22 protein-coding genes and 4 pseudogenes are annotated in these 23,161 nt (G+C 73.6%); 16 read left to right on the plus strand and 10 right to left on the minus strand.

Annotation, left to right across the window (positions count from 1 at the left end):
* Positions 1-146: 146 nt before the first annotated feature.
* Entirely contained in the window at positions 147-935 is a 789-nt protein-coding gene (locus tag BJF83_RS22880) for an SAM-dependent methyltransferase (protein WP_075927940.1), read from the minus strand.
* 157 nt (positions 936-1,092) lie between these two features.
* On the minus strand, positions 1,093-1,464 hold the full coding sequence (locus BJF83_RS22885; RefSeq protein ID WP_075927941.1) for a cyclophilin-like fold protein: 372 nt from the start codon (positions 1,462-1,464) through the stop codon (positions 1,093-1,095).
* A 437-nt stretch (positions 1,465-1,901) separates the two neighbouring features.
* Here BJF83_RS22885 and BJF83_RS22890 point away from each other — a divergent pair, with 437 nt between their 5' ends.
* The 5 genes from BJF83_RS22890 to rpsN all read left to right on the plus strand — a co-directional run bounded on the left by BJF83_RS22890 (position 1,902) and on the right by rpsN (position 4,496).
* Positions 1,902-2,324, plus strand: coding sequence for a CBS domain-containing protein (locus tag BJF83_RS22890; protein WP_075927942.1), 423 nt, complete (start codon positions 1,902-1,904; stop codon positions 2,322-2,324).
* Between the two features lie 249 nt (positions 2,325-2,573).
* Entirely contained in the window at positions 2,574-3,668 is a 1,095-nt protein-coding gene (locus BJF83_RS22895; protein ID WP_075927943.1) for a GTP-binding protein, read from the plus strand.
* A gap of 13 nt (positions 3,669-3,681) precedes the next feature.
* Entirely contained in the window at positions 3,682-3,927 is a 246-nt protein-coding gene (rpsR, locus tag BJF83_RS22900; RefSeq protein WP_316042338.1) for a 30S ribosomal protein S18, read from the plus strand.
* A 25-nt stretch (positions 3,928-3,952) separates the two neighbouring features.
* Complete coding sequence (gene rpmB / locus BJF83_RS22905) at positions 3,953-4,189, plus strand: 50S ribosomal protein L28 (RefSeq protein ID WP_075927944.1); 237 nt, start codon at positions 3,953-3,955, stop codon at positions 4,187-4,189.
* A gap of 1 nt (position 4,190) precedes the next feature.
* The gene (rpsN, locus tag BJF83_RS22910) at positions 4,191-4,496 is read left to right on the plus strand and encodes a 30S ribosomal protein S14 (protein WP_075927945.1); all 306 of its coding nucleotides are present in this window, start codon (positions 4,191-4,193) and stop codon (positions 4,494-4,496) included.
* A 54-nt stretch (positions 4,497-4,550) separates the two neighbouring features.
* Here the strand turns inward: rpsN and BJF83_RS22915 are convergent, their stop codons facing one another.
* Both BJF83_RS22915 and BJF83_RS22920 read right to left on the minus strand, forming a co-directional pair.
* Positions 4,551-5,000, minus strand: a complete 450-nt coding sequence (locus BJF83_RS22915; RefSeq protein WP_075927946.1) for a hypothetical protein — start codon at positions 4,998-5,000, stop codon at positions 4,551-4,553.
* A gap of 116 nt (positions 5,001-5,116) precedes the next feature.
* Positions 5,117-5,740 carry a LysE/ArgO family amino acid transporter gene (locus tag BJF83_RS22920; RefSeq protein ID WP_262391793.1) on the minus strand — a complete coding sequence of 208 codons (624 nt, stop codon included), beginning with the start codon at positions 5,738-5,740 and terminating at the stop codon, positions 5,117-5,119.
* Positions 5,741-5,812: 72 nt separating this feature from the next.
* Here BJF83_RS22920 and BJF83_RS22925 point away from each other — a divergent pair.
* Positions 5,813-6,703: pseudogene (locus tag BJF83_RS22925) on the plus strand (LysR family transcriptional regulator ArgP); the annotation flags it as partial.
* A gap of 202 nt (positions 6,704-6,905) precedes the next feature.
* Positions 6,906-8,105, plus strand: coding sequence for a CdaR family transcriptional regulator (locus BJF83_RS22930; RefSeq protein ID WP_075927947.1), 1,200 nt, complete (start codon positions 6,906-6,908; stop codon positions 8,103-8,105).
* Between the two features lie 24 nt (positions 8,106-8,129).
* On the opposite strand, the pseudogene BJF83_RS22935 reads toward BJF83_RS22930, so the two are convergent.
* Positions 8,130-9,096: pseudogene (locus BJF83_RS22935) on the minus strand (LLM class F420-dependent oxidoreductase).
* A 252-nt stretch (positions 9,097-9,348) separates the two neighbouring features.
* Between BJF83_RS22935 and BJF83_RS22940 the strand changes: the two are divergent.
* The 4 genes from BJF83_RS22940 (at position 9,349) to BJF83_RS22955 (ending at position 12,478) form a co-directional block, all read left to right on the plus strand.
* Positions 9,349-9,879 (plus strand): YbhB/YbcL family Raf kinase inhibitor-like protein, encoded by a 531-nt coding sequence (locus BJF83_RS22940; protein ID WP_075928015.1) that lies wholly within the window; start codon positions 9,349-9,351, stop codon positions 9,877-9,879.
* Between the two features lie 234 nt (positions 9,880-10,113).
* Entirely contained in the window at positions 10,114-11,100 is a 987-nt protein-coding gene (locus BJF83_RS22945; protein ID WP_075927948.1) for an ATP-grasp domain-containing protein, read from the plus strand.
* The gene (locus BJF83_RS22950; protein WP_075927949.1) at positions 11,097-11,885 is read left to right on the plus strand and encodes a 3'(2'),5'-bisphosphate nucleotidase CysQ; all 789 of its coding nucleotides are present in this window, start codon (positions 11,097-11,099) and stop codon (positions 11,883-11,885) included. The genes BJF83_RS22945 and BJF83_RS22950 overlap by 4 nt, the downstream gene beginning before the upstream one ends.
* A gap of 125 nt (positions 11,886-12,010) precedes the next feature.
* Positions 12,011-12,478, plus strand: coding sequence for a DUF1707 domain-containing protein (locus tag BJF83_RS22955; protein WP_075927950.1), 468 nt, complete (start codon positions 12,011-12,013; stop codon positions 12,476-12,478).
* 150 nt (positions 12,479-12,628) lie between these two features.
* Here BJF83_RS22955 and BJF83_RS22960 read toward each other — a convergent pair whose 3' ends face one another.
* Positions 12,629-13,123 (minus strand): DUF3145 domain-containing protein, encoded by a 495-nt coding sequence (locus tag BJF83_RS22960; RefSeq protein ID WP_075927951.1) that lies wholly within the window; start codon positions 13,121-13,123, stop codon positions 12,629-12,631.
* Positions 13,124-13,589: 466 nt separating this feature from the next.
* Between BJF83_RS22960 and BJF83_RS30705 the strand changes: the two genes are divergently transcribed.
* The 4 genes from BJF83_RS30705 (at position 13,590) to BJF83_RS22975 (ending at position 16,693) form a co-directional block, all read left to right on the plus strand.
* Positions 13,590-13,889 carry a hypothetical protein gene (locus BJF83_RS30705; protein WP_316042344.1) on the plus strand — a complete coding sequence of 100 codons (300 nt, stop codon included), beginning with the start codon at positions 13,590-13,592 and terminating at the stop codon, positions 13,887-13,889.
* Positions 13,880-14,005: a hypothetical protein gene (locus BJF83_RS30710; RefSeq protein ID WP_316042339.1), complete on the plus strand. Its 126-nt coding sequence runs from the start codon at positions 13,880-13,882 to the stop codon at positions 14,003-14,005. Before BJF83_RS30705 ends, BJF83_RS30710 begins: the two co-directional genes overlap by 10 nt.
* On the plus strand, positions 14,002-14,424 hold the full coding sequence (locus BJF83_RS22970; protein WP_316042340.1) for a hypothetical protein: 423 nt from the start codon (positions 14,002-14,004) through the stop codon (positions 14,422-14,424). Before BJF83_RS30710 ends, BJF83_RS22970 begins: the two co-directional genes overlap by 4 nt.
* Positions 14,425-14,677: 253 nt before the next feature.
* A complete protein-coding gene (locus tag BJF83_RS22975) occupies positions 14,678-16,693 on the plus strand; it encodes a CHAT domain-containing protein (RefSeq protein ID WP_262391794.1) in 2,016 nt (671 codons plus the stop codon).
* A 66-nt stretch (positions 16,694-16,759) separates the two neighbouring features.
* On the opposite strand, the gene BJF83_RS22980 is transcribed toward BJF83_RS22975, so the two are convergent.
* The 4 genes and pseudogenes from BJF83_RS22980 to BJF83_RS22995 form a co-directional block, all read right to left on the minus strand.
* Complete coding sequence (locus BJF83_RS22980) at positions 16,760-17,413, minus strand: MBL fold metallo-hydrolase (protein ID WP_075927952.1); 654 nt, start codon at positions 17,411-17,413, stop codon at positions 16,760-16,762.
* A 132-nt stretch (positions 17,414-17,545) separates the two neighbouring features.
* Positions 17,546-18,367 (minus strand): enoyl-CoA hydratase-related protein, encoded by an 822-nt coding sequence (locus BJF83_RS22985; RefSeq protein WP_075927953.1) that lies wholly within the window; start codon positions 18,365-18,367, stop codon positions 17,546-17,548.
* A gap of 232 nt (positions 18,368-18,599) precedes the next feature.
* Positions 18,600-19,192: pseudogene (locus BJF83_RS22990) on the minus strand (DUF5998 family protein).
* A gap of 68 nt (positions 19,193-19,260) precedes the next feature.
* Positions 19,261-21,974, minus strand: a pseudogene (locus BJF83_RS22995) (GNAT family N-acetyltransferase).
* 245 nt (positions 21,975-22,219) lie between these two features.
* Between BJF83_RS22995 and BJF83_RS23000 the strand changes: the two are divergent.
* On the plus strand, positions 22,220-23,155 hold the full coding sequence (locus BJF83_RS23000; protein WP_075927954.1) for a carbohydrate kinase family protein: 936 nt from the start codon (positions 22,220-22,222) through the stop codon (positions 23,153-23,155).
* Positions 23,156-23,161 lie beyond the last annotated feature (6 nt).

Consider the following 23,161-nt stretch of genomic DNA (forward strand, 5'->3'; position numbering starts at 1 on the left):
CCAGGGTCCAAGCAGGCGCTCCGCTCAGGTGGTGTCAGCGGTACGGCATCGACCTCACCAGGGGTGGAGAGTCTGCGTTGACGATATTCCGTCAGGGCCGAAATCCCCAGGGCGGCGGGTTCACGGCCACCGCCGGGGCGGCCGGGTCAGGGTTTGCGGCCCACCCCGCCGTACTGGGCGATCTCGCGGCGCACGCCCACCTCGGCGGGGTCCGGGCGCCAGAACGGGATCGAGCACACGCCCGGCTCCAGGAGCTCCAGGCCGTCGAAGAAGGCCTCGATCTCCCTGACGCTGCGCAGGTGGTAGGGGACGGCCGCACCCTCGTTCCAGGCTTCGCTGGCCTCGATGATCGCCTGCCCCGTGTTCGTGCTGTCGCACATGGCGAAGAAGCTCCCCGAGGGGAGCGCGTCCTGGTAGACGCGCACGATCTCGTAGGTGCGCTCACCGATCGGCTGGTGGCCCAGGGTGCCCAGTATGGTCAGCGCGATCGGCTGCCCGAAGTCCAGGCGTTCGCGCACCTGGGCGAGGAGCGGCTCGGGTTCGCCCAGGTCGGCGTCGATGTAGTGGGTGCTTCCGGGTGCGACGCCGGTGAGCAGGGCGCGCGCGTGGGCGAGCACCATCGGGTCGTTGTCGACGTAGACCACCCGGGCGTCGGGCGCGACCGACTGGGCGACCTCGTGCGTGTTGTTGACCGTGGGCAGCCCGGTGCCGATGTCCAGGAACTGGCGGACTCCGTGGTCCCGAGCCAGGTGCGTGACCACCCGGATGAGGAACTCCCGTTCGGCCCGGGCGATCTCGACGATCTCGGGGAACGCCTGCTCGATCTGCGCCCCCAGTTCACGGTCGACGGGGTAGTTGTCCTTTCCGCCCAACCAGTAGTTCCAGACGCGTGCCGAGTGGGCCGCGCTCGTGTCGATGGGGGGAGTGTCCGTCATGGGCGCCCTTCGAGAGGTTGGGAGTGGTCAGGGCTGCATTCTCGTGCCCCCGGACCACGGCACGCAAGCTGGATCCCTCACCGTGTCGGGCTTTCCGACGCGACGCACGTCGCCCGGGGGTGCGTGCGACGACTCCCCGGGGCCGACGTGCGGGCTCTCATTCGACCCGGTCGACCCGCACCGCGTCGCCGTCCCCGACCGCCGTGAGCGCGCGGTGGTCGCCGTCGATCCGGCCCAGCACGTTGGCCGCGCTGGCGAGCCTGCTCTCCGGCCCGACGGAGATGGGGGTGCGGCCGAAGGGCAGGGCGAGCGCGGAACCCGCCAACCAGTAGCAGACCGTGCCGGGGGCGACGGTGTCGGTGGCGCCGTCCTCGCGGTCGGTCTCGACGGGGACGCCGAAGTAGACCTCCTCGCCCCAGGTGTTGGCGGACGCCTCGACCGGCAGGGCGTCCCAGAGCGCCCTTGAGGTGGGGGTGTCGTCGAGCGTGGCGGTCACGGAACCGCCGGTCCAGGAGATGCTGATCCTCATGTGACCTGTGTATCGCGCGCCGATGTGGCGGGCTCCAGCGGGGTATCCGCAATGCAGATTTTTTATTCCGAATCACGGAATCATGCCAGTCTCGTGGCGGTTACCGCGGTCCCGCACGGCCCGACCCCCGCCGGTCAGTCCGCGGCGGGTCCCGGCGGCCCGGCGCCCCCGGACGGCCAGGGCCGGTTCCGGGTCGAGGCGCCTGCTCGTGGTGCGCCCGCCCGTCGCCCTCCACCACCTCAACCGACGCCTACGGCACGGACCTGAACCCGTGACGGGCAGTATCCACCGCACACGCACCAGCACCCGACCGGCCTGGCGGCGGGGCGCGGCCACCTGCTCCGACCAGTGCGAACAACCGACCGCACACGTTTGACCCACCCGGGAGCGGCTACGTGTCCAGTGCAGGGCACACACCGAACGGAGGGAGACAGATCATGGCGAGGACCATCTCCGAGCTGATGAGCAGCCCCGCCCGCACGGTCGGGCCGGACACCACCCTGCGCGCCGCGTCCCGGATCATGCGGGACAACAACGTCGGCGACGTGGTCGTGACCAAGGAGGACGGCTCGCTCATGGGCATCCTCGCCGACCGCGACATCGTCGTGCGCTGTCTGGCCGCCGGGGGCGACCCCGACGCCATGACCGCGCGCACGGCGTGCAGCGAGCACGTGGCGACGGTGCCGCCGCAGTGCCGCGTCTCGGAGGCCGTGGACATGATGCGGTCCAAGGCGGTGCGCCGCCTGCCCGTCGTGGACAAGGACGACATCGTGGGGATCATCTCGATCGGCGACCTGGCCCAGGCGGTCGACGAGCACTCCGCGCTGGCCGACATCAGCTCCGCGCACGCGAATCGATGAGTTCCCGGCGCAGGCTCGCGGCCCGGCCAGGGCCGCGCGTCCCGCGTGGTGAGACGGCCGCCGCGTCTTCCGGGTCGCCCACGGGGGACGGCCCGAGGGCGTGGCGGTCCGCACACCGTTCCTTCCCTGACTCCTCCCGCCCGCGCGCCCGCTCCGTCGTGGTCCGATCCTCGTCGCGCGTGCCTTACGATAATGATTATCGTTTTCACCAACGAACGGAGGTCGACCCCCATGGAGCCGACAAGCCCCATGCGCGTGCTCGTGGTCACCGGGCTGCACCGCGCGGCCCGCGGACGGACGGTGGACGCGCTGCTCGCCGCGGTGCCGAGGTCGGTGGCGGTCCACCACGACCTCGGCGAGATCAGCGAGGGGAACGTCCACCGCGTCACCCGCGACCGCTGGGGTCCACTCGACCACACCCCCGTCCACCTCGACCACCTGTGCGCGTCGTGCACCCTGCGCGAGGACCTCGTGCCCGCCCTGCTGCGGCTGGCCGCCGAAGGCGAGCACGCCCTGTGCGTCGTGGAGGCCTGGGACGTGGTCGAACCCCGGCAGGTGGCCGAGATCATCGCCGCCCAGCGGGAGCTGGAGTTGGCCGCGGTCGTCGCCGCGGTGGACGCCGACCGCCTCCTGCCCGACCTCGCCACTCTCGACGACCTGCGCGACCGCGCGCTGGACATCGCCGTGGAGGACGACCGCACCGTCGCCGAGGTCCTGGCGCACCAGATCGAGTACCCCACCGCGATCGCCTTGCACGGCACCCGCCACCGAAGCGAGGCGCGGTCGCTGCTGGAGCAGTTCAACCCGGCCGCCGCCGTGGTCGTGCCGGGCGCGGCCCTGGCCCAGCTGGCGCACGGCCGGTTCGACCCCGAGGCCGCCGCGAACCGCACCAACCCGGCCTGGGCCCGGTACTGCCCGCGCACGGACGGCCGGGTGACCACCGTGACCTGGTCCCGTCGGCGTCCGCTGCACCCCGAGCGCACGCACGGGGCCCTGGAGCGGCTGGTCTCGTCGGGCCTGCGCAGCCGGGGCCGGATCTGGCTGGCCGGCCGCCCCGACACCCTCCTGGTCTGGGACGCCCACGGCGACGCCCTGGTCCTGGAGAGCGGCGGCCCGTGGCTGGACGCGCTGCCCGGGGCCGCCGTGGAGATGGTCTCCGAGGCCCGGCGCGTCTCCGCCCTCCTGGACTGGCATCCGGTCGTGGGCGACCGCTGCCAGCACCTCGCCTTCACCGGGATCGACATGGACGTCCAGGGACTCGTCGCGCTCCTGGACTCCTGCCTGCTGACGGAGGAGGAGGCCGGTCGGCCGCTTCGGACCGACCCCTTCGCCGACGCACTGTGAGAGAGGAACGCCGATGAGCGCCAAGCCTCGACGGTCGGTCGGACGGAACACGTCCCGCGGGTTCGCCGACCCTCGCGGCGACGCCGACCGCGTCGACTACGAGGACGCCGCACTGCTGCGGCGGTTCGTCTCCGAGAAGGGCAGGATCCGAAGCCGCCGGGTCACCGAAATGACCGTCCGGCAGCAGCGGTCGGTCGCCACCGCGATCGGGACGCCCGCGAGACGGCCCTGCCGCCCGACCCGTCCAACACCCCCCTGACCGCGCATCCATGAGGAGGAACGCCGTGTCACGTGTCTGCCAGGTGACGGGCCGGGCCCCGAGCTTCGGGAACGCCGTCTCGCACTCCCACCGGCACACACGCCGCCGGTTCGACCCCAACATCCAGACGAAGCGGTACTGGCTGGCCAGCGAGAACCGGCACGTCCGGCTGCGGGTCAGCGCCAAGGGCATGCGGATCATCGACGCGCGGGGCATCGAGCGGGTGCTCGCCCAGATTCGAGCGCGCGGGGAGAGGAACTGACATGGCCAGGAGGAGCAAGATCGTCCGGAACGAACACCGCGTGCGGGTCGTGGCCCGCCACGCCGAGCGGCGCGCCGAGCTCAAGCGGACCATCTCCGCACCGGGGACCGGTCGGGCCGAACGCGAGGCCGCCGTGCGCGAACTCCAGCGACAGCCCCGGGACGCCAGCGCGACGCGGGTGCGCAACCGCGACTCGGTGGACGGCCGTCCGCGCGGCTACCTGCGCCGGTTCGGACTCTCCCGGCACCGGTTCCGCGAGGCCGCCCACCGGGGGGAACTGCCGGGCGTGACCAAGTCGAGCTGGTAGGACGCCTCCGGCTCCGGGGCCCGGAACGGCTGGGCCCCGGAGCGGTGCCGGGCGTCAGGTCCGCACCCTCAGGAGACGCTGTGCCCCCAGGGCGGCCAGACCCGCCAACGCGCCCACGATCGTCCCGGTCACCAGGCTGCTGAGCACCGAGAATCCCCGAATGATGAGGGCCTGGGCGCCGGGGGCCAGGTCGGAGAGGTTGCCGCCGAGGGTGGGCGGGTCGTCCCCGAACGCCTGGCCCCAGAGCAACTGGTGTCCGAGCGCCAGGAGGACCCCGTAGATGATCCCGACCACCAGCAGGGTCACGAACGGGTTGGGCACCTTCCAGATGAGGACCACGGCGATCCACACCAGCGGTGGCACGACGACGAGCAGCCAGTTGACGAAGGTGGCCGGCGCGATGACGGACAGGTCGTGCAGAACCACGCGCGGCACCGCGAGCAGGGCCAGGAGAACGAGCACGGGGAGCGGCAGGCCGAGGGCGGCTTTCTTCGGATCGGTCATGGCCCCAAGGTAGGAACCGGCTCCCCGTCCACGCATCGTCTCCAGGACGCGTTCCGCTACGTCGGGAAGCGGTTCGCGCGACGCCCCTCGACGTAACATCCGCACCATCGGGGACGCTATCCGCCCAGAACGAGCCGGATGCCGAGCGTCACCATGACGGCGGCGATCACCCCGTCCAGCACGCGCCAGGCTCCCGGCCGGGCGAACACCGGGCGCAGGAGCCGTGCGCCGAAGCCCAGGGCGAAGAACCACAGGAAGCTTCCGGCCACCGCACCGCGCGCCCACCACCAGCGCGCCTCCCCGTCCTGCTGGTTGGCGACGGAGCCCAGGAAGACGACCGTGTCCAGGTACACGTGCGGGTTCAGCCAGGTCAGCGCGAGGGCGGTGGCGACCGCGGGCCCGAGTCGGCGCGAGCGCGGCGCCCCGTCTGCGGTGAGCGCGCCGGGGCGCGCGACCCTGACCGCGGCGAGCAGACCGTACACCACCAGGAACCCGGCGCCGAGGAGGCGGACGGCGACCAGGGCGGAGGGCATGGCCTCGACGACGGCGCCGACGCCGAGGACTCCGGCGGTGATGAGGACGGCGTCCGACAGCGCGCAGACCAGGACCACGGCCAGGACCGTGCGGGGGCGGCCGTCGATGCCGAGCCGGAGGACGTAGGCGTTCTGGGCTCCGATGGCCACGATGAGGGCGAGCCCGGTCCCCAGACCGAGCACCGCCGCGAGCAGGGATGCGTTCACGTTCGGAACGTTAGGAGGACGAGCATTTTCAGTAAAGCTAAACTTTCTTAGATCCCTTAAGAAAGGCTTAAGATGCCCTTTCAGTTCGACCACCTGCGCACACTCACCGCTCTCGTGGACGAGGGCACCTTCGAGGCCGCCGCCCGGAGGCTGCACGTGACCGCGTCGGCGGTCTCCCAGCGGGTCCGGACGATGGAACAGACCGCGGGCAAGGTCCTCGTGCGGCGCACCAACCCGGTCACGCCCACGCCGGCGGGCGACGTGGTCCTGCGCTACGCCCGCCAGGTGGTGCTGCTGGACGGGGACGTCCTCGCCGAACTGCGGGCCGACGGGGGCGAGGGCGCACCGGTGTCGGTACCGCTCGCCGTCAACGCCGACAGCCTGTCCACGTGGTTCCTGGAGGCGCTCGCCGGGCTGCCCGAGGATCTGGGCGCGGTGTTCGACATCCACCGCGAGGACGAGGAGCACACCACGTCGCTGCTGCGCTCGGGATCGGTGATGGCCGCGGTGACCTCCACCCCAGAAGCGGTCCAGGGCTGCGCGGTCGAGCCGCTCGGGATCATGCGCTACCAGGCGGTGTGCGGCCCGGCGTTCGCCGCGCGGCACCTCGGCGAGCCCGTCGACCCGGCCCGGCTCCCGGCGGCCCCCGTGGTGAACTTCGACCGCAAGGACGAACTCCAGGACGAGTTCCTCCGGGAGTTGACGGGGCGCGGGTGCGAGGCTCCGCGCCACTTCATCCCGGCGTCGGCCGACTTCGCCCAGGCCATCCAGCTCGGTCTCGGTTGGGGCGTGGTGCCCGAGCGGCAGTGCGGGGACGACATCGCGCGGGGGCGGCTGGTCGCGCTCGCCCCCGACCGGCCCGTGGACGTGCGCCTGTACTGGCAGCGCTGGAACCTGCGGTCGCCCCTGCTGGACCGGCTCTCGGAGGGGGTGCGCACGACGGCGGCCACCCGGCTCGCACCCCCTGTAGCCGCGGGGGCCGGGCCGCCCCCGCGGCCGATCGCGCCCGAGCGTCCGGGGTTGTCGGCGGGGCGGTGCTCTGGTGGGATGGGACGGCGGTCGCCGGGGGCCGGCGGGCCGCGCCAGCGGCGGGGACTCCCCGGCGCACGGGGCACGCGCGGGTGTGCCGCGACCGGATTCGCCGCGCGTCCGCGCCGGAGGTGACATGTCGTATCCGCTGTGGGAGGAATCCCCGACGGAGCCGTGCTCCGGATTCCCCCCGGACGTGGGCGCACGGCTGAGGCCCCTGGTCCCGGGGCTGGCAAGGAGCGCCGTCGAGGCCGTCCGACGCCGCGCGCAGTCGCACGGCCCGCCCTTGGAGCCGGGTGACGCCGAGGCGTGGCGCGAACTGATCGTCTCGGCGGTGTACGCGTTCATCGAACGGGTGGAGGGCGACCGCCTCCTCGGCGACCCGACCCGCGTCGCCGAGGAGTTCCGCGCGTTCGGGGCCGACGAGGCCCGCCAAGGCCGGACGTTGGAGCGCCTGCACGCCGGGACGCGCGCGGCCGTGGCGATCGCGTGGCGGCGGTTGGCGATCACCGACACGTTCACCCGGCGGGAGGTGGCGGTTCTGGGCGAGGCGCTGTTCGCCTTCCAGGAGGAGCTCATCTCGGCGGCCGCCGAGGGGCACTCCGAGGCGCGGGGCGCCGAGGGGGACCGAAGGCAACGCGCCCGGTCGCTCCTGCTGGAGGCGCTGCTCGACGGGGCGGACCCGGCGTCGGTGCCGCCGCTCGCCCAGGCCGCGCGCTGGCGGGTCCCCGAGCGGGTGGCCGTCGCGCTCCTGCTGCCCGAGGGGACGGCGTGGGTGCCGGCCCCGCCGTCCGACATCCTGGTCGACGCGGAGCGCGACGACCCGCACGCGGTGGTCCCCGATCCGGACGGACCCGGACGGACGCGCCTCCTGGAGCGTGCGCTGCGCGGGTGCACGGCCGTCCTGGGACCGAGCGTGGACCCGGGGCGGGCGCCCGTGTCACTGGCGCGGGCCCGGCGGCTGGCGGCCCTGGTTCGCGCGGGGGTGGTGCCGGGCGGGGGCGTCGTGCGGTGGAGCGACCACCTGTCGACGCTGCTGTTGGCGCACGACACGGCCCTGGTGGCGGAACTGGCGCGCGAGCGGTTGGCCCCGCTGGAGCGGCTGCGCCAGCCCCAGCGCGACCGGATGGCGGACACGCTGCTGGCCTGGCTGGAGTCGGGGTTCAACGCCAACGGGGCGGCCGAGCGGTTGCGGGTGCACCCGCAGACGGTCCGGTACCGGATCCGCCGGTTGGAGGAGCTCTTCGGACCGCGCATGCGTGAGCCCGACGCCCGGTTCGAGCTGGAACTGGTGCTGCGGGCCCGCCGCCTGCTGGGACCCCTGGAGTCGATCTGAGCTCGGACGAGGGGCCCGCGCTCCTCAGTCCCTCGGGGCGAGCGCGCGGACGGCGGCCACCGGGTCGCCGGGCACGATGGGTGCGACGACGGGGGTGCTCACCCCGGCGTCGACGTAGGCGCGGATCCGCTCGCGGCAGTACTCGGCCGGTCCGTGCACGACCAGCTCGTCCACCACCGAGTCGGGGATGGCCTCCAGCGCGCCCTTGCGGTCGCCCTCGTCCCACGCCTTCCACATGGGGGTGAGCTCCTCGCGCCCCAGCCACTCGTGGAAGCCCGGTAGACGGGCACGTTGAGGTAGGCGGAGACGGCCCAGCGGCCGATGCCCCGGGCGGTGTCCGGGTCGGTGTCGGGGATCGCGAAGATCCGGGCGACCACTTCGCGATCCCGGCCGTCCCCGGCGGCGTCGCGCACGTGGGGGACGACCCTGCGCACGTCCTCGGCGGAGAGCCAGTTGATGATGGCGCCGTCGCCCTCGCGGCCAGCAACCGCAGCATGCCGGGGCGCAGCGCCGCGACGAGCAGCGGCGGGGCGTGTTCGGGAACCGTGGCCAGGGTGAAGCCCTGGACGGAGAAGGTGTCGTAGTCGGCTCTGACCTTCGTCCCGGTCAGCGCGGTGCGCAGGAAGCGCAGGGTGTCGCGGATCCGCTTGTAGGGCTCCTCGAAGGGGATGGCGTTCCACCGCTGGACGATGACGTCGGAGGAGGTGCCGATGCCCAGGGCGAAGCGGCCGGGCGCGGCGGAGGCCAGTGCGGCCGCGCTCATCGCCAGCGTGGCCGGGCCGCGCGTGTACACGGGGACGATGGCGGTGCCAAGGCGCAGGCTCGGCGCCCACACGCTGGCCAGGGCGAGGGGGGTGAAGGCGTCGGCTCCGTTGGCCTCGGCCGACCAGGCGTCAGTGTAGCCGAGGTCCGGCAGCTGTTCGATGACGGACCGCTGTTCCAGGAGGGGGACCCCTTCCAGGGGGATGGTGATGCCCCAGCGACTGGTCATGGCGACTCCCAGTGGGTCGATCGGGTGGGTGTGCGTCGGCTGTCGCCCCGACCATACCGCGCGGTCGGTATGTCGTCTCCCCGGGCGACCCGTCCGACAGGCCGGTTCTGCGGACGCGACGGAGTGCCTCCCTGGGGCGTATGTTCGTAGAGCTCGACGGGACGCGGTTCCCGGTGCGGACCGACGTGGCTGGACGACGCCGTGCCCGGCGGGCACCGGACCCACACCCGCGAACGAAGGAGGACCCCGATCGTGGCCATGCCACCCTCCCCCTACGACTTCCTGCCCGAACTGCCGGCGTTCACCGTGACCAGCGACGACGTGGCCGATGGGAAGGCTTTGCCCGAGCCCCAGGTCAGCGGGATTCTGGGGGCGGGCGGCGAGGACGCCTCGCCGCACCTGTCCTGGAGCGGTTTCCCCGAGGGGACGCGGAGCTTCGCCGTCACCTGCTTCGACCCCGACGCGCCGACCGCCAGTGGATTCTGGCACTGGTCGGTGTGCAACATCCCGGTCGAGGTGACCGAGTTGGCGACAGGCGCCGGGGACGGTTCCGGTCTGCCGGAATCGGCCGTCACCGTGCGCAACGACGCCGGGGGCCACCGCTACGTCGGCGCCGCTCCGCCCCCCGGCCACGGACCGCACCGCTACATCTTCGCGGTCCACGCCGTGGACGTGCCCCGCCTCGACGTGGACGCCTCGGCCAGCCCCGCCTTCGTCGGCTTCAACCTGTTCTCGCACGCCATAGCGCGTGCGCTCATCACGCCCGTGTACGAGCGGGCCTGAGGACGGGCCGACACGGCCGGGGGCGGTTGCGCGGCGGCGCCGGGGCACCCGCCCCCGCATCCCGGCGGGTACACGCGCGAGCGTCCCCTCCGGTTGACGCGGCAGCCGGATTCGGCCATTTCCGGGGCCCGACCGGCCGTGGGCGTCTAGGCTCGGCGCACGGTCCTCCGACCGCCCCCACGCCCACGGGAGGGATGCGCGGTGCCCCAGCGAACAGCGACGCGACCGACGGTCGTGGTGACGACGGCGGGCTCGGCCCCCACTCCCGGAACCATCCTGCACCTGCGCGCCTCGGGTTTCCGGGTGATCGCCACCGACGTCGATCCCGAGGCGCCGGGGCTGTACCTGGCGGACCGGGGGTACCTGGTCCCCGCGGGTGACAGCCCCGATTTCGCGTCCCGGATGCGCGAACTGTGCGCGCGGGAAGGCGCGGTCGCGGTGGTGCCGCTGGTGGACGAGGAACTCACGGCCGTGGCGGCGCTCGCCGAAGACGGGGTGGCCGTGCTGCTGCCCCGCCCGGACTTCGTCACCGCCTGCCTGGACAAGGCGGTGCTGATGCGGCGGCTGGACGCGGCCGGGATCGGCGTGCCGCGCACCTGGTCGGCCGCGGACGGGCCGCCCGAGGGCGCCCAGGCGCCGGACGGGTTCGTGGTCAAGCCCCGCAGCGGCCGGGGAAGCCGTGGCGTGACGGTCGTCGGCTCCCGGGACGGCCTGCCGCGCGCGGTGGCCGAGAGCGGGTACGCGGCCAAGGAGCTGATCGTCCAGGAACGCCTCGCCGGACCCGAGTTCACGGTGTCGGTCGTGGTGTGGCGGGACGGGGAGGCGCAGGCCGTCGTGCCCAAGGAGGTCGTCCTCAAACGGGGTGTCACGCGGTTCGCCGTGACACGGCGCGCCGCGGCGGTCGTGCGGACCTGCCTGACCGTGCAGAGGGCCCTGCGCGCCGACGGACCGTTCAACGTGCAGCTGCGCCTGGACCGGGAGGGGCGGCCCCGGATCTTCGAGATCAACCCGCGGTTCTCCTCGACGGCGGCTCTCACGGCGGCGGCCGGGGTCGACGAGATCGGCGGGCTCCTGCGGCAGGCGGTCGCGGGCGGGCCGCGGCTGACCGACACCTGGCGCGAGGGCGTGGCGATGGTCCGCCGGTGGACGGACGAGTTCCTCACCGAGGAGGAGTTCACCGCGCACGGACTCTCCCCGGCGAGCGAGCTGGTGGCCCGTTGAACGGCGTCCACGCGCTGGCGGAGGCGGCGGAGCAGGCGGTGACCGAGGTCGGCGCGCTGCTCCGGCAGTGGCGCACCGACCCCTCGGTGCTCGGCGGGGTCTGGGAGGGGAGCCAGTTCAAGGCGCGTGCGGACGCTCTGGCGCACCGGGCGCTGGCCGAACGGCTGGCGTCGGCCGACGAGTCGATCCCGGTGGTCAGCGAGGAGGATCCCGCGTCACTGGTCGGCGAGCGGCCGCCGCGCTACTGGCTGATCGACCCCATCGACGGTACCGCCAGCTACGCCCACGGGTTCCCCGGCTACGTCACGCAGGCCGCGCTGATGGTCGGCACACGCCCGGAGGCGGCGGCGGTCCACGCTCCGGAGACCGCCACGCTGTTCACGGCGGTCCGAGGCCACGGGGCCAGGCGTGACGGGCTCCCTCTGGAGCGGTGCGCGGCGCCGCCGCCCGGGACGGGCGTGCTCACGGACAACACCCCCGAGCCCGAGGGGATCGCGCGGCGGGTCCGCGACCACTTCGGATATCGCGGATACCTGGAGAGCGGGAGCATCTCGTTGAAGCTGTGCCGGATCGCCGAGGGAACGGCGCACCTGTTCGTCAAGGACGTTCCGGTGCGGGACTGGGACGTGGCGGCTCCCGCGCTCGTGCTGGAGGAGGTGGGCGGGTCGGTGACGCGGTTGGACGGCGCCGGGTTCGGCTATCGCGGGAGCTACGAGCACGCGGGGCTGGTGGGCGCCGCCGACCCCGCTACGGGCCGCGCCGTCAGCCGCTGGGCAGCGCTCTGACGTGCGACGACCACGACTGTCACCGGATCGCCGCCGACGGTCGCGAACGGGTCCGCGAAGACCCTTCCCTGGGCCCGGAGCGACGCGTAGTGTGTGGTCACCGACCGCGCCTGTGGGGGTGCGATGTGGAAGGCCGGCGTCTGCCGCTGCACCGGATGCGCGTTTCGGACGCCGAACGCGACCGGACCGTCGACCACCTCGCCGTCGCGTTCGTGGAGGGCCGCCTGGACCTGGACGAGTACGACCGCCGCGTGGGACTGGCTCTGTCCTCGGTCCTGCTCGGTGAGCTGTGGTCGTTGACCGCGGACCTCCCGAGGATCGGGGACGGTGTCCCGAACCCCCGCCCGGCGCCCGACCGGGAGCACCGCTCCGCCGGAGAACTCTCCCTGCCCGTGTCCGCGCACCGGTGGGGGGACGAATGGCGTTGGTGGACGGGTGTCGCGGTCATCCTCACGGGCGTGTGGGCGGCGGTGAGCCTGATGGTGGGCGAACTCGTTCCGTACTGGCCGCTGGTGCCGCTGGGCATCTGGGGCGCCGTGCTGCTGGCGGCCACCATCTGGCCCAGCGGAGAGGGGCCGCTGGGATCACGCTGAGGCGGCCCGAACCCCGGGACGGTTGGTCGGCGGGGCGAGCCGACGCCGAGGAGCGGTCCACAGGTCGACGGAGGGCCGGGGCCGAGCCTGACCGGGGAGGCCGGAAACCGGGGCCCCGGGCCGCGTGCGTCGGCGTGCCCGGAGGCGACCTCAGCCCACCGCGTGCAGCCAGCGGACCGGGGCGCCGTCGCCCGCGTAGCGGAAGGGCTCCAACTCCTCGTCCCACGAGCGCCCCGTGAGGCGTTCGATCTCGGCGGCCAGGTCCGTGCCGCCCGACGCCGTGCGCGCCATCGCCTCGCGCAGACGCCCCTCGGGGACGAGCACCTCCCCCGCGGCACTGGTGATCGCGGTGAACATGCCCAGGGACGGCGTGTAGCTGTACCGCACGCCGTCGCACCCGGGCGACCCCTCCTCGGTCACCTCGAAGCGCAGGCGCTGCCACGAGTTCAGCGCCGAGGCCACCTCGCCCGCGGTCCCCGGCCTTCCCTGCCAGTTCAGCTCGGCACGGTGGTGGCCAGGGGCGGCCGGCTGTGCGACCCAGTCGAGTTTCACGGGCACGCCGACGACGCCCGCGACCGCCCACTCGACGTGTGGGCACAGCGCCGCGGGCGCTGAGTGGACGTACAAGACGCCACGTGCGGACACCGAACCTCCTGATACGAACGAGTGCGCTTCCCCGACGCCCTCGTATCCACGAGAAGGTTGCAGACCCGCCTGAATACCTTCGCCCCATTGTGCCCCAAGGGCACCCTGGGAACCAGCGGTAACGCCGGCATTTGCGGTGTTCCCACCGCGCACGGGACACCCGGACACTAGCGTGAGCCCCAGAGCGGACAGGGAGTCTGATCATAGTGGGGGCGGGTGTGACAGACCAGCCGGATGAGTGCACGAGCAGGCCTTCTCCCCCTCGGGGAACCGTGCCTCCGACCGATACCGGGCGTGAAACCTCTTCCGCGTTGCCGGTTCCGGCCACTTCGGGTCCGGGTTCCACTTTTCCCGAGCACACCGACGCGACCTCGTCCACCGCGCCCGCGGTGGGGACGCCCGAGCCTGGGAGGGCATCGTCGACCGCCATCTCCCGCTCGTCAACGCGATCGCCCGCTCGTACCGCCTGTCCGCCCCGGACCGCGAGGACGCGGTCCAGACCGTCTGGCTCACCCTCAACCAGCACCTTCCCCGGCTCCGTGCCCCCGAACGCTCCGCGCCTGGCTGCGCCGGGTCACCAACGACGTCTGCGCGCGACAGCGCCGCCACGCCGCCCGGCAGAGCCCCGTCGACCCGGTCTCCCTCACGCGGCTGCCGTTCCCCGACACCCCCGATCTGGAATCGCAGTACCTGGAGCGGGAACGAATCGAGGGACTCTACCGCGCGATCAGCCACCTGGACCCCCAGGACCGCCTCGTGGCCCTGAGCCTGCTGGAGGACGCCCCGCACGATCCGAACACCCCCACCGCCCCCCGCGTCGCCGCGAACCAGCGCCGCCGTGTCAAGCGGCGGCTTCGCCGCATCCTGGAGGACCAGCAGTGAGCGAACAGACCGGGCCCCTCCCACCGTGGGCCATGGACGGGCGCGCCGCGGCCCTGGCCGCGTTCGACCGCCGCGACGACGACGCCGAGCTGGCCGCCCCGACCGCCCAGACACCGCCCGTCCCCGAGGACTCCCGCGCCGACGGAGGAACCCTGCTGACCACCCTGCGGTTCGACCACGACGGACTCGTCCTGGACCTGCGCGTTCGCGCCGACGGCCCCCACCGGTCGCTGTCGGGTCTGGTCAGGGGAGAGTTCGGGTTCGCGACCGTCGACCTGCGCCGCCCGGCCGCGACCGTCCGGCTGCGTGTCGGCGCGGACGGGCGCTTCCTCGCACCCGACCTCGCGCGCGGCCCGGTCAGCCTGGCCCTGCGCCGGGACGGGCGACCGCCGGTGGTCACCGACTGGTTCACCGTCTGAGCACCGACCGCCACAGATCGGGACACTCCGAATGCGGGTTCGGAACGCTCATCAACCCGGCCCGACGCACCCGTCTTCACCCCCCTTCGTCCGTGTTCGCGCCCGCGCGAGGACCGTGAATCGACGACGGGGACTGCCGTGCGCGCCCGGCCCCTGCTATCTGTGGTCCGAGCGTTCTCCTGGCGAAAGGCGGGCACGTGACCCCAGTCGTCCCACTGTCCGGCCGTCTCCTCCTGGCCCGGGTCAGCGCGGGGTGCGGTTGGCCCGCAGCGGTCTGTTCGAGACCACGGCCGACCTCCTCGCCGACACCCACCGCCGCATGCGCGGCCACCCCGTCGCCGAGGCCGCGCCGGTCCTGCCCGGTGTGCTGGTCAACCTCGGACTGGCCCAGACCATGTGCGGCCGGTTCGGCCAGGCCGGCGACCACCTCGCCGAGGCCCACGCGCTGACCCGCGAGCACGGCCTCCCGCTCCTGGGCATGGTCGCCCGCCAGAACCAGGGGTGCCTCGCCCTCTACCGGGGCGACACGGCCACCGCCATCGACACCTTCCTCGCCCTGCTGCCCGAACTGCCGCCCGACCGGAGCGAGGCCCTGCACGTGGACCTGGCCGAGGCCCTGCTCTCGGAGGGGCTGGTCGAGGAGGCGGCGGCCGCGCTGGACGAGGGCCCCTGCACCGAGGACGGCTCGGCGACCGCCACCGCGCTGCTCGTGGAGGCCAAGCTGCGGTTCCTGGAGGGCGACCGCCGACGCGCGGCCGAACTCACCCGGCGCGTGCGCGGGACCTTCGGGCGGGGCTCGCTGTGGTTTCGGCTGGCGACCCGCCTCGAAGGCGTCGTCCTGGCCTCCGGCCCGCCGGGGCGTGCGACCACGGGGCCCGTCAGTCGGGCCAGGGACCGACTGCGGATCCGGCTCCCCGGCACCGCGAACGACACCGGGTGCCCGGCCTCGCGGCGGGCGCTGGACGTGCTGGCGGGCGGCGCCGCACGCGACGCCGTGCCCGTGCCCGGCCGGTGGTTGGGCGCCGCGGCCCACGACCCGCACGTCGTCCGCGCCGGCCTGGAGAGCGCCCTGCGCGCGGGGGCGCCCGCGACCGCGCTGGAGTGGGCGGAGCTGACCCGGACCTGGGCCGCCCCGCGTGTGCCCGGTCCCCACGAACCCGACACCCCGACGCTGACCGCGCTCGCCGGGGACTACCGCGCCGCCCTGGCCCTGGGTCGGGGACCGGCCACGGCTCGCCGCGCGCGGCTGTGGGAGGCGGCGCGGTGGCGTGCGTGCCGTGCCGCCTCCACGGCGGCGCCCACGGCGCCGCCCGGGCCGGTGGCCGGGGCCCTGCTCGCGCGGATCGGGTCCGATCGGGCCTTCGTCCACCTCACATGGGCCGGAGACGACGCGGTCGGGCTCGTCGCGGTGGCCGGCCGGATCCACGCCCGCCCGCTGGGCCCGGTCGGGTACGCCGTCCGGGCGCTGGCGCGCTTCACGCACGCGCTGCCCGAACCCGCGTGCCGCTCCCGTGCGGCGGAGGTGCGGGCGGCCGCCGCCGAGGTCTCGCGGGTCCTTGTGGCCCCACTCCTGCCCCTGGTCGGGGACCGGCCGCTCGTGCTGGCCGCAGACCCGCGCCTGGGCGACCCGCCGTGGGGCATGCTGCCCGCGCTGTGCGGCCGTCCGGTCAACCTCGTGCCCACCGCCCGGTTCTGGGTGGAGCGCGCCGACCGGTGGCGGCGGACGCGCACCGGTTCCCCGCGACCGCCGACCGGGCGCGTGCTGCTCGTGGCCGCCCCCGCGCCCGAAGGCGCTCGTCGGGAGGTGGCCACGCTGGCGCGCGTGTACCCGCGGGCCCGGGTGCTGGGCGGGGACGAGGCCGGGCGGACGCGGGTGGTGGAGGGGTTCGCCGACGCCGACGTCGTCCACCTCGCCGGGCACGGCCACGTGCCCGACCGCGTTCCCCTCCTCGCGTCGGTCGACCTCGTCGACGGGCCCCTGCTCGCCCGGGACCTGGGCGTGCTCACGGCCGCGCCCGACCTGGTGACGCTCTCCACCTGTTGGAACGGGCGCGGCTTCGGCGGTGTCACCGGGACCCCCTCGGGGTTCGTCGGCGCGCTGCACGCGCGTGGCGTGCGCACGGTGGTGGCCAGCCCGGTCCCCGTGCGGGACGCCGAGGCGGAGGGGGCCATGGTCAGCTTCCACCGGGCCGTGACGGAGGGGGTTCCGGTGTCCGAGGCGGTGGCACTCCACCTCGGACGGGCCGGTTTCTGCTGTTTCGGAGCCTGAGGGGCGGCCCGCGGACGATCGCGTCGGGTCGGGGACCGACCGGCGCGGAGCCGGAGGTCGGTCCGGCTACCAGCCGCGTTCGCGCCACTCCGACAGCTTGGGGCGTTCCGCGCCCAGGGTGGTGTCACGGCCGTGCCCCGGGTAGATCCAGGTGTCGTCGTCCAGCTCGCCGAACACACGCTCCTCGACGTCGGCGACCAGCGTGCGGAAGTCCTGGTCGCTCCACGTACGGCCGACTCCGCCGGGGAAGAGGCTGTCACCGGTGAACAGGTGCGTGCGCCCCTCGGGATCGTCGTAGCGCAACGCGATCGACCCGGGTGTGTGCCCGCGCAGGTGGACCACGGTCAGCACGCACTCGCCCAGCGGCACGCGCGTCCCGTGCTCGACGGGTTCGTCCACCGACACGGGGAGCTGGTCCCCGTCTGCGGGGTGGGCGACCGTGCGGGCGCCCGTCTGGCCGACGACCTCGGCCAGAGCTTGCCAGTGGTCCTGGTGGCGGTGGGTCGTGACCACGCGGGCCAGTCCGCGCTCACCGATGAGGTCGAGGATGCGGTCGGCCTCGGCGGCGGCGTCGATGAGGAGTCCCTCGCCCGTGGCGGTGCAACGCAACAGGTAGGCGTTGTTGTCCATGGGGCCGACGGCGAGTTTGGCGATCGTCAGGTGCGGTAGTTGGCGCAGGTCGGCGGGGCCGCCGACCCTGGTATCTCCGGAGTAGCTCACGTCTCCATCATGCCCCGTCCGCCGACGGCCGTGTACCGGGGCGACACGGGTCGGCCACCGGGATCACCGGGCGTACGGCGGTCGTGTCCGAAAGGCCGGGGGCCGCGGGCGCCGAGCGCCCCCGGACCTTCGCTACTGGGCCCAGCGGGGCGGGCGCTTGTCGAAGAAGGCCGCCCGGCCCTCGGCGGCGTCCTCACCGGCGAAGAACTCGGCGGACAGCTCGCCCATCCGGCTGAAGGCCTCGGTACGGCGCTCGGACGCCGCCAGGGCGCCGGATCCGAGCTCGTCGAGGAGCTGCTTGGTGCGCGAGAGGGCGCGCGGCGCCGAACCCCGGATGCCCTGGAGGACGGCGTCCACGGCGTGCGCCATCTCCCGGTCCGGGACGGCCTGGGTGATCAGGCCCGCCTTGGCCGCGGCGGAGGCGTCGAACAGCTCCCCGGTGAGGAAGTAGCGGCTGAGCTGGCGCGAGTGCATGCGCGCGGACACCGGGACGGAGATGATCGCGGGGACGACGCCGATGCGCACCTCGGTGAAGGCGAACGTCGCGCTCTTGGGCGCCAGGGCGATGTCGGCCGCGGCCACCAACCCGATCCCTCCGGCGCGGGCGGCGCCGTTGAGCACCGCGACGACGGGTTTGGGGGCGCCCATGATCTGCTCGAAGACCGTGGGCAACTCGGGCGCGGGTTCGACCGGCTCGCCCCGGAGCGCCGCACCGACCTCCTTCAGGTCCGCGCCCGCGCAGAAGACCGGTCCGGTCCCGGTGAGAACGACGCCGCGCACGTCGTCGTCGGCCATCGCGTCGGACAGGGCCTGGGACAGCTCGGAGCGGAGCCGGGCGGACAGCGCGTTGCGGTTGCGGGGCGAGTCGAGGGTGACCGTGGCGATGGCGCGGTCGACGGTCAGGTGTACCAGGGGGCCGTCGTCCGGGGACGTCGGGGACGGGTGCTGCGTCATCGCAGACTGACCTTTCTCCGTGAGATCGCGCGCGGGTCCTGACGACGCGGCGCGCCCGCGCCGGGCTCGTGGCCTGGCACGTCTCGCTTGTGGCGGTATGCACGAATCCGGTTCAACCTTAGACGGCCGGATCGTTTCGGCACCACGCCTGCCGACACCGTGTTCGTTAAGTCCCCGTCACGCCCGTGTTCCGCGCTGGCACGGAGTCCGGTAGGCCACTGGCCCGAGACGGTTACCGGGCCGTCACCGCCGAGAGCGCGTCCGCGAAGCGCATCATCGCCGCGACCGCAGCCGCGCCGTCCGCGGCCTCGCTCACGCGCAGGGTGAGGGGCTCCGCGGTGATCGCGCCGGTGTAGCCGTGGTCGAGCTCGCAGGTCTCGTCGCGCAGGCGGCCGGTTCGAGGTCGATGTGGGCGGCCGTGCCCCAGTTCACGGACAGGTTGACGCTCAGCACCAGCTCACTGGGCAGGCTGCCGGGCGTGTACTGCGCGGGGTTGGCGACCACCCGGGTGAGCGCGACCGACTGGACGTTGCCGATCTGGATGCTGTCGGTGGTGGTCGAGGCGTGCGAGGCGCCGCCGGGATCGGTGGGCGGGTGCTCGTCCGTGTGGCACACCACGAGCCGGGTCGCGGTCAGCAGCATCACGGTGATGTGCCGTCGCATCTCCATCGCCGGGTCGAACGTCGCCTCGTGGTGGACGATGAAGGCCTCGGCGTCCTCGTCCCCCAAGGCGGTGGCGACGGCGTCGATCACCAGAGCGGGGTAGTACCCGCTCCGCTCGATCTCCATCCGCCAGTCGGTGGACACGGCACGTGATTTCCTCATGCCCCTATCCTGCCCTCTCCGGGCGACACCTCGCGACCGGGACGGCCAACGCGCGGGCCAGCCCATGATCAGAAGGTCACCCCTCCCAGGCGGCGGGGACCCGCGTCGGGCCGGACCTCGGGGGCCTCGCGCAACCACATGCGCGCGCCGAGCACGTGCGCACCGGTGGCGTTCACCAGGACCGGGTCCAGGTCCACGTAGCCGATCTCCGGGAACGCCTCCACCAGGCGCGAGACCCGGATCAGCAGCTCCTCCAGCGCCTCCACGTTGGGTTGCTCGGCCAGCGAGGTGGCGCCCGCGGGCAGCCCGAACAGCAGGGGCGCGGCGCGCACGGCGTGGATGAGGTCGGCGGCGTCCATGTCGGTCAGGGGGGCGAGCCGGAACGAACGGTCATCGAGCAGTTCGGCGGTCACGTCGCCAGGCCGAAGGAGACGACCGAGCCGAAGGACTGGTTGTCGCCCGCACGGACCACCGTGGGCACACCGGGCGCGGCCATGCGTTGGACGACGAGCCCCGCCTCCGCGCCGAACCGGTCGTGCAGGGAAAGGAAGGCGCTGCGCACGTCGTCCGGGGTGCGCAGGTCGGCGCGGACGAACGTGCCCCCCGCGCGGACCCGCAGGTCGGGAGCGTCGGCCTTCACCACGACGGGGTAGCCGAGCTCGCCGGCGGCCACCACGGCCTCGTCCGCGGACGTGACCGGTATGTCGGGGTAGGCGGCGATACCGTAGCAGGCCAGGAGTTCGCGCGCGTCGGCGCTGGAGATCGCCGTGTCCTCGTCGTAGCGGCGTTCGCCGCCGAACCACGCCACGGAGTTCTCCGCGGGCGCGCACTTGAGCGCGCGGGTGATGGCGGCGCGGGCGCGGGCGCGGTCGATGTCGGGCAGTTCGGGGTGCCGGCCGGGCTTGCGGTTGCGCCACTGGGCGTACCGGGTGGCGTGGGCGAGCGCCCGCACCGCGTCCTCCGGCGACGGGTAGGAGGGCACCGATCCGCGCAGGGTCTCGCCGCGCTCGCCGACGTGGCGCAGCTCCTCCGGGATGCCCTGCCGGGCGAGGTAGGTGGCGACCACCGGCTTGTCCGAACCCAGGGAACGTGCGCGCAGCACACGGGCGACGTCGTCGCCGATGGGGTGCAGGGCGGGCACGAACACGACCACGACCGAGTGCACGTCCTCCGCCGCCAACGCGGTCTCCAGGGCCAGGTCGAAGTCCTCCGCGGTGGCCTGGGGCCCAAGGTTGACGGGCTCGTGCGGTTTGAGCCCCTGACGCACGGCGGCGTCCTTGACCAGGAGCTCCAGGGAGTCCGAGTTGCCGATGACGCCGACCCGGGGGCCATCGGGCAGGGGCTGGTAGGCGAACACCTGCGCGGCGTCGAACATCTGGGTGATGTCGTCCACGCGCACCACGCCCGCCTGCTGGAACAGCGAGGTGACCGCGTAGTCGGGCAGGGCGAGCCCGCCCGCGGCGTGCCCGGTGGGTGTGGTCTGGGCCGAACCCCCGCTGCGCACGGCCACGACCGGCTTCTGCTTGGCCAGGCGGCGGGCCAGGCGGGTGAACTTGCGTGGATTGCCGAGCGACTCCAGGTACTGGAGCACCACCTCGGTGGCGGGGTCCTCCTGCCAGTACTGGACCAGGTCATTGCCGGACACGTCGGCGCGGTTGCCCGCCGAGACGAAGGTGGACAGGCCCATGCCGCGCTCGGCGACCCGCTGGAGGATGGCGCGGCCGAGGGCGCGACTGGGAGAAGAAGCCGATGGGGCCGCGCGGAGGCAGGTCCGGGGAGAGGGTCGCGTTGAGTGAGACCGTCGGATCGCTGTTGGCGATGCCGAGGCAGTTGGGGCCCACGACGCGCATCCCGGCGGCGCGGGCGGTGCGTACCAGTTCGTCCTGCCGGGCACGTCCCTCGGGACCGACCTCGCCGAACCCGGAGCTGACCACGACGAGCCCGTGCACGCCCTTCTCCGCGCACTGCTCGACAACCTCGGTGACGGCCTCGGCCCGTACCGCGACGACGGCGAGGTCGACCTGGTCGGGGATGTCGAGCACGGACGGGTAGGCGCGCACGCCCACGACCGCCTTGGCCTCGGGGTGGACGGGGTAGACCGGGCCCTGGAACTCCCCGGTGAGGAGGTTGCGCAGCGAGGTCTGGCCGATCGTGTGCGCGGTCCGGCTGGCACCGATCACGGCCACGGACTCCGGGAAGAGCAGGCGGGCGATCGATCGCGACTCGGCGCGCTGCTCGCGGGCCTGCATGACCTCCCTGGCGTCGTCGGTGGGTTGAAGGTCCAGGGTGAGCCGGATGACACCCTCGTCGAAGGTCTGCTGGGCGGTGTACCCGGCCTCGCGGAAGACGTTGATCATCCGCCGGTTCTCGGGGAGGACGTCGGCGACGAAGCGGCGCACCCCGCGTTCGCGCGCGGCGGCGCCGATGTGCTCCAGCAGGACCGAGGCCAACCCGCGGCCCTGGTGGGAGTCCTCCACGACGAAGGCGACCTCGGCCTCCTCCGGGGCGACCTTGTCGTAGCGCACGACGGCCACGAGGGCGTCGGAGATGGTGGCCACCAGCGCGACGCGGTCCTCGTAGTCGACGGTGGTGAAGCGCCGCACGTCCCGGTCGGAGAGCCGGGGGTAGGGAGCGAAGAACCGGTAGTAGATCGTCTCCGGGGAGAGGCGGGAGTGGAAGTCCCGCAGCAGATCGGCGTCGTCGGGGGTGATGGGGCGCAGGTGCGCGGTGCTCCGTCGGTGAGGACGACGTCGGCTTCCCAGTGGTTCGGGTAGGACTGCACGACAGCGAGACTAGACGACATTCGGTCGAATCCGGGGAAAGTCCATGCGGGAGGACCCGGGGTGCCCGGTGGCGGTGTGAGCCGTCCGGCGGCCGGGGCGCGGAGCGGACGCGGAGCGGCACCGCCCGTACCCGGCCACGTACCCGTGGAACCGTCACTTCGTTACACGCCGCTGATCGTTAACCTGTTAACGTCGTGCGGGCACGGATTCTCATAACTCGGTGGTGGCTGGCGAAATGACACGAGTGGTCGTAATCGGTGACCTCATGACCGATGCCGTCGCGCAGGCGTTCCACCCCCTGGCCCGTGGCAGCGACACGCCTGCGTCCGTGGTCATGTACGGCGGCGGTTCCGGGGCGAACATCGCCTCGTGGCTGGCCGTGGAGGGCGTCGACACCACGTTCGTGGGACGCCGGGGCTCCGACATCACCGGCAGGACCCGTGAGATGGAGCTCATGGGGTACGGGTTGGACTCGCGCATGGTCATGGACCCGGAGCGGCCCACCGGAACGTGTGTGGTCATGATCACGCACCGCGGTGACCGCACGATGCTGAGCGATCCCGGCGCCAACGCCCGGCTCCAGCCGGAGGACCTGCCGCGCGACGTGTTCGCGCCGGACTCCCATCTGCACGTGTCCGGGTACACCCTGATCAACCCCGACTCCCGACGCGCCGCCCGGGTCGCCCTGCGCATGGCCCGCGAGAGCGGCATGTCCATCTCGGTGGACGGCGGTTCCCACGCGCCGCTGGAACGCGCGGGAGCGGAGAACTTCGTGGAGTGGACGCAGGGCGCACGGCTGCTCTTCGCCAACCTCGGCCAGGCCAGGGTGCTCTCCGGCCGGGACGAACCGGAGGCCGCCGCCAGGGTGCTGACCGCCCAGTACCCGAACGTCGTGCTCAAACTCGGTGAGGAGGGTGGCCTGTGGGCGTCCAGGACCCGCGAGGGCGTGGTGTCCGCGCCCGCGGAGCCGGTCGACCCGAAGCCGGGTTCAGTCGGCGCGGGTGACGCGTTCATCGCCGGGTTCCTGCCCGAGTGGCTGGCGGGCCGCCACCCCAAGGAGGCGCTGGGCCGGGGGCACCGGCTCGCGGCACGCGCCCTGCACCAGCCGGGCGCCCGCCCGGAACTGGGCGACGGACAGCCGGTCCGGCGCGGCGCCCCGCGCGGGCAGCGGCTGCGCTGACGCTCC

It is taken from the genome of Nocardiopsis sp. CNR-923, from assembly GCF_001942255.1.
Classification (GTDB): Bacteria; Actinomycetota; Actinomycetes; order Streptosporangiales; family Streptosporangiaceae; genus Nocardiopsis.